The organism is Trebonia kvetii (assembly GCF_007827045.1).
Taxonomy (GTDB): Bacteria; Actinomycetota; Actinomycetes; order Streptosporangiales; family Streptosporangiaceae; genus Trebonia; species Trebonia kvetii.
Genome location: NZ_RPFW01000006.1, coordinates 698,448 through 708,174, shown reverse-complemented (window position 1 = coordinate 708,174; position 9,727 = coordinate 698,448). Strand labels below are relative to the sequence as shown.

Here is a 9,727-nt window from a genome sequence, read left to right as displayed (position 1 = left end):
AGCATCTAGTGCGCCCCTGCGCGGCCGGTACCCGTAGGAGTCCCGATGGAACCTCGGTTCCGCCGCCGCCTCCAGCCGGGCAGCCACCACGGTCTGCGCGATCCTGTCCGCCACGGCCGGGACGGTGACTTCATACTGCCCATCCTTGCCGTGGCGTTTTGGGATTGCGCATTTTGGTGCTCGTGGTTCGCGTGCTGCTAGGTCAGAGCATGCCAGCGGGCACTGACGTTCGGGGGTGCTCAGCGGGCCAGCGGGGCGTTTTGCGGGGCCTGGTGCGCCGCGCGCCGGGGTTGAGGTGGCCGGAAGCGGTGACGCGCTCGCGGCAGGCGGCCTCGGTGCCGTCGTTCCAGGGGATGCAGAGCCGGTTTCCCGGGCCGCGCCGCGCCTCGAGCTGCCCGGCCTTGATCCAGTAGTAGACGACGCCCGCACTGCAGCCCAGCCGGTCGGCGGCCTCGTCGACGCTGATCTCGCCGTCCTGATGCGGGGCCGGGGCAGGGATGTTGTAAGCGTGGCGGATCCACTGCACGGCCTTGACATCGAACGGACGGCCGTTCCCGGTGACCATCCCGGCGGCGTTGAGCTGCGCGGCCAGCTCGGCGGTGGGCGTGACCGGGCCGAGCCGGCGGACTATCTCGACCGCCGGGGACGGGCTGCGCCGGGCGGTTCCGGGGTGGACGGCGCGGGCCAGGCGGAGTTCGTCGGTGGCGCCGGTGTGCCAGCGGATCCCGATGCGGACTTTTTCGCGGTCGGGTTCGGGCAGCACGGCGACGTCGGCGATCAGGGTGCGGAGCAGCCGTTTGCGGTCCTTGCTGCTGGTTTCGGGGGCGTGCCAGAGGCCGGGCAGGTCGGCGGCGAGTTTCTCCAGGTCAGCATGGCCGGGCAGCGGGGGCGACGATCCGGCGGCAGCCTCCAGGGCCTCCTCGGCGTCGGCGAGGGCGGTGAGCCTGGCTTCCCAGCGGGCTTCCAGGCTGCGGGCGACCAGCCGGTTCTCCGGTTCGACCTGGCTGAAGGCGCGCTCGGCGCGGTCGGCTTCGTAGCGGGCGCGCTCGACGGCGAGCTCGGCGGCGCGGCTGACCCGCTGGTGCCGGTCGGTCACTTCGTCGGCCGCGGCGAGCGCCAGGGCGACCTGCTCGGGGGTGAGCGCTTCCAGCAGCACCGCGGCGACGGCGTCATCGACGGTGACGGCGGAGACCGACCGGCAGGAGGGCGTGGTCAGCCGGTCTGCGCGCGATGAGCACTCGTAGGCAGGGTGATCGTCGTCGTGGTAGTTGGTGCGCATCGGCTTGCCGCAGGACCCGCAGTAGATGATGCCCTGGCAGAGGGCGCTGCCCTCGCGGGGCGGCCGGGCGCCGGCGTTGGTCTGGTTGGCCGCCAGCCTGCCCTCGTGCGCCAGGTAGTCCGCCCAGGTGACGTAGCCCTCGTGGTGGTCTTTGATCAGCACCGGCCACTCGGCCCGGGGCCGTTCCAGCAGCCCGGTGCGCACGATGCCATCTGGCTCGATGGTGCGCCGGGACGTGTAGCGGCCGTGCACGTAGGCTCCCGCGTAGCACGGGTTCTTCAGCACGCCCAGGACGCGGGCGTGGGTGAGCCTGCCCCAGCGCAGCTGCCCGGCCCACGCGCCGCCGTAGGCGCGCAGCGGGAACCGCCTCTCCTCGAACGCGCTGACGACGCCGTAGGCCGACCCGCAGGCGGCGAACGCTGCGAACACATCCCGGATCGCGGCCTGGACCTGCGCGTCAGGGTCGACGGCGATGTCCCCGGCGTCGTCGTGGACGTAGCCGACCGGCAGCGGGGTGCGGAGCTCGCCGCGCTCGGCTGCGGCGCGCTTGTTGGCCTGCAGCCGCTGGGCCATCACGTGGAGCTCCATCTCCCCCATGGTGCCCTTGAACCCGAGCAGCACGCGGTCGTTCACGTCGGCAGGGTCGTAGACCGCGTCGGAGTCGATCAGCAGCGTGCCGGTGATCGCCGCGAACTCCGCCAGCCGCGCGACGTCGGCGTTGGAGCGGGCCAGGCGGGTGATCTCGATGCCGAAGATCGCCCCGACCTCCCCGGTGCAGACCCGGGTGACCAGCTCGGTGAACCCTGCCCGGGCAACTCCCCACTTGCCGGAGATCCCCAGGTCGGTGTCGATCACCTCGATGTCCCGGCGGGCCCAGCCCATCGCCGCGGCCCAGTCCGCCAGGGCGTACTGGCTCCGGGTCGACTCGGCGTGCTGGCGGACCTGCGCCATCGATGACTGGCGCAGGTAGACGACCGCCGTCCGCTCCCGGTGGCTGCCGGTGATCTTGTGCTGGCCGTTCACGCGCGCCTCCCAGCGCCGAGACCGTCATGTTGGCGAGCGCCGCCACTGCCTCGGCCCGCGCGGGGCCGGCAGCACGGCGGCGCTCACCGGCTACCGGAGCTCTCTGCGGGCCAGCAGCTCGGCGTTGACCGCCGAGATCTCCGCCAGCACCGCCTCCACCTCGGTGCCCCGCCGCAGGCAGCGGCGCACCGCCCCGGACAGGGCGGCCGGCACGTACCTGGCCCGGCCGCGGCCGGCCGGACGCGGGGTGAAGTAGGCATACGGGCCGTGCGGCTCCCCCTCGGCGCACCGGCAGCCCGGCCGGCCGCACCGGCGCGACTGCTCGGCCAGCGACCCGGCCAGCACCTGTTCCACGTCGCCGAGCCGGGCCGCCGCTTCGCGGCGCCGGGCCAGCAGCTGCGGCACGGACAGGCCGCCGAGATCGTTCTTGTGTGCATTCATCACACAAGAGAGAATGCCGTGACCGGCCGTCACGGTCAACGACCCCGCATCGATCGGATCAGCGTGTCGAGTTCGGCAAGGCACCCGGCTGACAGCCGGCGCGCCAGCGGCGGCTCGCCCCGGTCCGTCCACGCCTCCGACAGCGTGATCTGCCCGCTGACGCCTCCGGAGCACACGAAGACGGTGTCCGCGCCGCGCCGCTTGGCATACAGAACCTCCAGCCGCTGGCCCTTCAGCGGATGGAACGGGTTGGTGACAACTACAGAACCCGAAAGATCACTGGGAACAACGGCACTATGCCGTGCCCGTCGGCACCCCGAGTGTCCTGGTGCCGCCTCCCGGCTTGGGGATCTCCACCGCCCGCACCGGCGGCGGCAGGTAACTGCCCGCCGACATCCGGTTCCAGACCTTGTAGAGGCTGTCCTCCAGCCGCTCCTCGAAGGCCGCGACGGACTGCCCGTCCGCCCCCGGCGCTCCCTTGTTGTCCCTCACCTGCTCCCAGGCACGCCAGACCTCATACCCGCTGACCGCGAACGGCTTGCCGTCCAGCGGTCCTCCCGATACCGTCCTGCGCCCGACCTCAGGCCTCAGCTCATCCATGACGCTCCTCCCAGCACCCGCTGGTTGACGAGACGAATAAAGCCACGAGCCAGCCGGCCCCTTCGCTCCCCGCCCCACCGCGCCAGGCAGGAGGATCAGCACTACTACGAGCCGGTCCGACTGCCAGCCCGGCAACGGTTTCGCCCCTCGCGCCATCACGGCGCTCGCGGGCATCCCTCTCGCCGCCCCACCGGGGCAGCCTTATCCGGGCTGGCCCTCCGCCGTTCCATACGGACGCCGCAGACCAGGCTCGCGCCACCTCTACGCCGGGCACCACCTGGCCAGCAATCCGGGCAACCGCCAGGCTCATCCCGGGAACTTGGCTTCTCCCCGGTTCCGATGCCACCTTGAACCCAATAACGACGCTTCAGACGGTGAACACCCCGCCGGGAAACCCGGCCCGGGCGCTTTCAGCGCAACGCCTTCCTGGTCCCCGCCTGACACCTCAACGGGCGCCTTTTCCCCGGTCGCTCACCACGACAGTCTTCAGCTAACGCAGCACGGGGCGGCTTGAGACCACCCCCCGAAGGGCGATCCCGAGGGGCCACACAACCCTCATCATCCGCACAGCACGACAAGGACATCACCTAACCGATAGGCAACCTCCTCATCTCGACGCACACAGCCAACCTGAGAGAGTGCCTAGTGCAGTCGCACGAGGGCATCGTCGGCACGGCACCTGACTGAGGGTTGGCTAGGAGTAGGCGATGTCCCACACCATCGAGTCGGGGGCCAGCGACCCCGAGGCAACTCCCGTGTCGGCGAGGCTGTGCGTTGACCCGGCCACGCCGGGGGCCAAGACGACCATTGCCGCGGCGCCGACCAGCGACAACCCGGCAAGAAAAAGCTTGATGATGCGCACGGGATCCCCTCTCACGGAACTCCTCGGTCAATTGACCCTGGATGTTCATGGATGCCGTTGAAGCACCCGATCCGTTGCCTATCCGCTGGATTTAATCATGCCGGGAGCCGCCCCGTCGCTCAAGAGATTCGCCTACCCCCCTCGTGCAGTGCAGCATCAGGGCGGCGCCACCGCGACGAGGGGGCGGTTCGCGCGATGACCCGTCAGGAAGGTACCGGCCACCCGGCTGATGGCCCCAGTCCTGGGGTGACGAGGCGGCTAGCCTCGTCACTCCGTCTGAACTGCGGACCGTCTTGCCGCTGGCCGACGAACTCGGCCTCGGCGTCCTGCCGATGCGCCCGCTCGGCGAGGGCCAGCTCATGCGCCGGCCGCCCAGCCCTGCCGAGCTGGCACCGCTGCGTCCCTCCGGCGTCACCATTTGGGCCCAGGCCCTGATCAAATGGGGCCTCAGCGACCCACGGGTGCGTGCCTCCCTGACCGCTACTTCCCGGCCGGGCCGGCTCACGGACACGGCACGGCGACCACGGCTACGACATCGAGCTATCCAGCGTGCACGAATGAGTCGTCATGGCTACGCAGCGATGCTCTCCTCACGACTCTTGACCTGCGGCGATATAGTCTCGCAGCCGCTGTGCTCGGGGCTGGCCGACGAGCTGAGCGCGGATCGTACGAATTGAGGGAACCCGGTCCGCCGCGAGCTGCTCCGCGAACACCTGAGCCGCTTGCTCCTGCAGGGTATCCGCAGTGGTCCTGCTGTCAGACGTGCCATCGAATCCGGCCTGAGACCTTCGGATGACCATCATGAGGAGTTCGTAGGAGCCGACGAGCGCGACCGCCGGCCACGCGGACACCGCCACGCCGATAGGCCCATGTCCCAGGCCATGGGCAACGTTGGCCGCGAGCGTCGCTGCGATGCCCAGGCCGAGGAGCCAGCGCGCCAGCGCGGGAACCGGCGTCTTGCGACGCGCCGAGTCCAGCATGACCATCGAACTCGCGTAAATCAGCCCGTCCACCGGGAGCGGGACCAGACGCCCCGTCCAACCCGCCTCGCCGTGCACCCGCACGAGAGCCTAAGCATGCTCGTACGACGCCACCGCAGCGATTGCCGCAATGCCAACGACGGCGCACGCGGTAGACCATTTGATGACGTGCTGCGTGGTGGTCATCGGGCCCCGCTGTCAAGCGCAAACTCGCACGTCAAAAGGTATGAGCGAGGGCTCTTTGGTGCAGCCAGTCCTCGGACACGTTAAAACCCCACGGCCGCCCGTTTCCGGGCATGCCGGATCGTCACCCGGGCGCGGCTTCCGCTAGCGCCGGGCGACCCCCGCGGTTCTGTTTCTTCTCCTCCTTTTTGTTAAGGCTTTTCAGCCGGGTTCAGCTTGCTTTACCGGTGATGTTCTTCGCGGCTCCGGTTGCGGCTGCCCGCAGGGTTCCGGTGGCCTGGTCGTAGGTCAGGGCGATCTCGTTGGCTCGCAGGTACCCGATTGCTTCCTCCGGGCTGGCCGCGGGCAGGGCATCCACTCCGCGCCGGGTCCGGCGCCTTCTGTGTGCTTCGGCGGGCTCGGCGCCGGCCAGCAGGAGAAAGAAGGCGGGCAGCTGCGGGATGCCCGCCTCGTTCAGCGCCCGGGCGATCCGCGCCGCCGAGTGACCCGCCAGCCGCTGGGCGAAGATCCACCGCACCACGTGCGCCGTCTCCGGGTCAGGTTCGAGGCGCCGCGCCCTCCTGCCCCAGGCGGCATGCGCCTTGTTCGGGTGCGGCCCGGCATCACCGAGCCGGTACCCGTACGGCGGGCGGCCGCCCAGGTACCGCCCCTGGTCCCGGGCCGCCGCCATGCTGGCAGCCGCCGCGGACCCGAGACATCCGTCAGCTGACCGATCCCGCCCGCATGCGCACCCCGGCCCGCTGCGTGACCGGGCATCTGTGACTGTGACCGATAGTTGGCCTCTGTGACTGATTGGCCCCGTGTTCAGACGGGAAGCAGATCCTAGTTGTGCCGGGCCGGAATGGTTGTCACCTGGCCAAGTGATCTGTCACCACGGGCGCGTGCGTTAGAGCTTGGGGCGTGCGTGTCAGAAAGCGCGACGTTGCGCATCGAGTCTGCTTTACGCGATGTCGCGCGCGGTTGACATGAACTGGCCGCCGGTGATGCCCATGGCCACGATGCGGCTCGGGCGGATGCGTATCCATGCCTGGCACAACGGGAACGGCGCGCCGAGTCGCTTCCCGGCGCCCTCGCCGCCGTCGAGCAGGGTTTTCGCGTGCCCGAGGACTTCGAGGATGCGCGGGTCCGGCGCTGTCCACTACGACGGCCACCTTCGGGTGGCGCCGGGCGTCGCGGAACTTCCTCGACCTGACCATGATCTCCGCGCCGAACTGCGTGTTGGCGACGATGACCAGCAACTCCGCGTCCGGGTCGTATGCCCCCGTTACCCGCGCACGGTCAGCGTGGCCGGTGCGGACTGCGAGTCGACGTATACCGGGCTCCCCTGGTACGACGCGGTGAGCTGGTAGCTGCCCGGCTTGAGTGCCTGCGCGGTGAGCGTGCACGTGCCGGCCGTGCCGCTGGCGGTGAGGTGGACCGTGCAGAGGGTGGTCGTGCCCGCGGTCACGACCGCGGTGGCGGCGGGCGGGCCGTCGACTGTGACGGTCAGCGTCTCCGCCTGCTCCGCGCCGTAGGTGAGCGCGGACTTGGCCAGCGTGAGCGCGGTGCTGCTGGCAGCGCCCTCCGCGATGAGGAAAGCCGTCGGCTTGCCGACGGAGAACTCGGGATACTTGTCGAAGGCCGTCGCGGTGCAGTAGCCCGCCGCGACGCAGGACAGGTCACCGATCAGCGAGGTGCTGGCCGTGGCCTGAGGCAGCGGCAGCCGCGTGGGGCCGCCGGCCCACACGCCGCCCGTCTCCTCGGCGAGGAAGGGGACGGCCAGCTGGTGGGCCTTCGCTGAGTAGCCGCCGATCGTGCAGGAACCGGGCGCGCCGCAGGACAGGGCGGTCACGACGGCGCCCGCTGCGTCGGCCGCCGTCACTCCGCCAAGGTGCCGTGGCGTGCCCCAGACGCCGTTGGCCTCGGCCTCCAGGTACACCTGCGAGTTGCCGAGCACCCGCGGCTCGGACGGCGACTTCGTGGCCCAGGCGGTGGTCGCGATCGTGCAGGCCGCCTGGGCCGGGCAGGCAAGGAAGACTTCGCCGCCGGTGCCGTTGCTCAGGTTGAGCGAGCCCGTCCCCGGCAGCCCGGTGACGGTTCCCCAGCTGCCGCCGGTCTTGGTCAGGATGAACGGGAGCATGCGGCCCTGCGGGCCGGTGATCACGCCCGCTGCCGTGCAGTCGCGGCCGTCGGGGTCGCAGGCGAGTGCGTCGACGTCGGTGTACCGGGTGCTGGCCGTCGACTGGAGGGCGGCGAGGCCGGGCAGCGGCGTCGCGGCCTTCCATGCGCCGCCCGTCTCGGTGGCGATGAAGGCGTCCATCCGGTGGCCGGGGTTGTCCGGGTAGTCGCCGATGACGGTGCAGTCGCCGCTGCCGGCGCAGAAGATCACGCGCGGCACGGCGACGACCGCCCGCAGTGAGCCGAGCAGGGCCGCCATGCCGGGGATCAGCTGCGGCTTGCCCCACGTCCCGTTGTGCTGCACCGCGACGAACGGCACGGTGCCCTTCGCGCTGCCGTAGTCGCCGCCCGCGACGCAGTTGCCCGCCGACGGGCAGCTGAGCGCCTCCAGGGCGCTCGCGCCGTTGGCGCCGCTGAGGCCGGAGGTGGCGAACGTATTGGCCATGCCCCATACGCCCTTCGACTCCTGTGCGACGAACGCGTGCTTCACACCGGAACTGGCGCTGAGCCTGGTGACGTAGTCGCCGCCCGCCTCGCAGAACCCGGGGGCGGAGCAGGTGATCCGCAGGTCCGACACCCGCCCCATAGTGTTCAGCGCGCGGATACCCGGCACCGCGTCCGGCTTGCCCCAGTGCCCGTTCGTCTCGCTGACGACGAAAGCCTGCTGCTTCTCCCCCACCCCAGGTGGCCCCTTCGCGGCATAGGCGCCGATTGCGCCGCAGTTCCCCGCGGAGGGGCAGGACAGCAGGAGCCCGCCGGAGACCGGTGCGGTCATGCCGAGTGCCGGAATCCCGGCCAGCGGCCGCGGCATCCCGAATGAGCCGCCCGGGGGAAGCGCGCTCCATGCCGGAGCACCCGTCGCTGCGGCGGCTGCCGTCGCGCCGCCCGCCGTCACGACCACGGCCAGGGCGATGCCGAGCGCCTTCCCTGACATCCAGAGCTTCACCATGTCTGAAAGGCTGCCAGCTGGGCCGGATTCCTGCTGGCATACCCGGGCGAATGACCGACCGGACCTGACGCGAAAGCGGACCTGCTCACCTACCTTCAGGGCGCCAGGGAGGTGCTGCTGTGGAAGCTCAAGCCAGACCGCCGACCGCTTTGACGTGCTGGCACTAGTTCGCAACGCACCTTCGATACGGGTACGAGACAGGTCAAGGTCCCGGTGGATCCGGACCCCGTTTGCCAGGAGCCCCGGCAGGCGCAGCACCGCCGAGGCCGTACCTGCGGCCGGCGGCGAACTGGCGGGTGCAGTAGCGGGTCACGAGGTCTCGGCCCTCGTATCCGAAGGGCTCCGGCGGCATCGCGATGAAGACGTCGTCGGTCAGCAGGGCCACCAGCGCGTCGAGGTCGGCGGACTCCCACGCGCGGGCGAACCTGGCCACGATCGCGTCTTCGGCGGGTGAGCCGGCGGCGGGCGGCGGCTGGCGGCCGGCGGCCGTCTGCTGCCGGCGCTGGAGGCTGGCGCGGGCTCGCTTGAGGGCGCTGTTGGCCGATTCGAGGGTCACCTCCAGCATGCCGGCCACCTCGCTGGCGCGGAATCCGAGGACGTCGCGCAAGATGAGGACGGCGACCTGGCGTGGCGGCAGCAGCTGCAGGGCGGTCACGAAGGCCAGCGAGATGGCTTCGGCCTGCTCGTAGCGGGCCTCCGGCCCGGGCGGCACGCCGGCGGCACCCTCGAGGAGGGCGTCAGGGAACGGCTGCAGCCAGACGGGCTCGTCGCGCGGGGTCGGCACGGGCGGTTCGGACTGCGACATATCCCACTGCCTGGCCGGGCGCCGGCGCGCCGCGCGGCGCGCGTTGAGGCACCGGCTGGTGGCGATCTTGTACAGCCAGGTGCGCAGCGAGGCGCGTTCCTCAGCGAACCCGCCGATGCCTTGCCAGGCGGCCAGCATCGTCTCCTGGACGGCGTCCTCGGCGTCGGCGAAGGAGCCGAGCATCCGGTAGCAGTGCACCTGCAGCTCCCGCCGGTGCGGCCCGGTCAGCTCCCGGAACGCCTCGCCATCCCCGGCCCGCGCCCGTGAGAGCGAACTGGGCGGTTCGCGGACGGCCAGTTTCCCGGTGCCGCGGTGTATGTATCACCGACCGCCCGGACGAACCCAGCGCCCGATCGTGCCGCGGCAGCCGGAAACGACCCTGGGCGCCGCCCGCCCAGGCAGCTGCCGGGTCAGCGAAATCGCGGCCGGCACCGGGCACCCCAGCCTG

Annotated in this window: 8 protein-coding genes and 1 pseudogene; all 9 read right to left on the bottom strand. The window is 71.0% G+C overall.

Annotated elements, in window-relative coordinates:
* Nucleotides 1–202: 202 nt before the first annotated feature.
* Nucleotides 203–2,302 (bottom strand): recombinase family protein, encoded by a 2,100-nt coding sequence (locus tag EAS64_RS31925; RefSeq protein ID WP_145859042.1) that lies wholly within the window; start codon nucleotides 2,300–2,302, stop codon nucleotides 203–205.
* Between the two features lie 90 nt (nucleotides 2,303–2,392).
* Nucleotides 2,393–2,743: a DUF6788 family protein gene (locus EAS64_RS31920; RefSeq protein ID WP_342782093.1), complete on the bottom strand. Its 351-nt coding sequence runs from the start codon at nucleotides 2,741–2,743 to the stop codon at nucleotides 2,393–2,395.
* Nucleotides 2,744–2,778: 35 nt separating this feature from the next.
* Nucleotides 2,779–2,988, bottom strand: a pseudogene (locus EAS64_RS47700) (DUF5372 family protein); the annotation flags it as partial.
* A 49-nt stretch (nucleotides 2,989–3,037) separates the two neighbouring features.
* Nucleotides 3,038–3,343 carry a hypothetical protein gene (locus tag EAS64_RS31915; RefSeq protein ID WP_187366320.1) on the bottom strand — a complete coding sequence of 102 codons (306 nt, stop codon included), beginning with the start codon at nucleotides 3,341–3,343 and terminating at the stop codon, nucleotides 3,038–3,040.
* A gap of 694 nt (nucleotides 3,344–4,037) precedes the next feature.
* Nucleotides 4,038–4,205, bottom strand: a complete 168-nt coding sequence (locus tag EAS64_RS44015) for a hypothetical protein (protein ID WP_187366319.1) — start codon at nucleotides 4,203–4,205, stop codon at nucleotides 4,038–4,040.
* 590 nt (nucleotides 4,206–4,795) lie between these two features.
* Nucleotides 4,796–5,263: a DUF2637 domain-containing protein gene (locus EAS64_RS31910; RefSeq protein ID WP_281283350.1), complete on the bottom strand. Its 468-nt coding sequence runs from the start codon at nucleotides 5,261–5,263 to the stop codon at nucleotides 4,796–4,798.
* Nucleotides 5,264–5,579: 316 nt separating this feature from the next.
* Nucleotides 5,580–6,038 (bottom strand): recombinase family protein, encoded by a 459-nt coding sequence (locus EAS64_RS31905; RefSeq protein ID WP_145859037.1) that lies wholly within the window; start codon nucleotides 6,036–6,038, stop codon nucleotides 5,580–5,582.
* A 594-nt stretch (nucleotides 6,039–6,632) separates the two neighbouring features.
* Nucleotides 6,633–8,474: an Ig-like domain-containing protein gene (locus EAS64_RS31900; RefSeq protein WP_145859035.1), complete on the bottom strand. Its 1,842-nt coding sequence runs from the start codon at nucleotides 8,472–8,474 to the stop codon at nucleotides 6,633–6,635.
* A gap of 202 nt (nucleotides 8,475–8,676) precedes the next feature.
* A complete protein-coding gene (locus EAS64_RS31895) occupies nucleotides 8,677–9,576 on the bottom strand; it encodes an RNA polymerase subunit sigma-70 (protein WP_145859033.1) in 900 nt (299 codons plus the stop codon).
* Nucleotides 9,577–9,727: the final 151 nt, after the last annotated feature.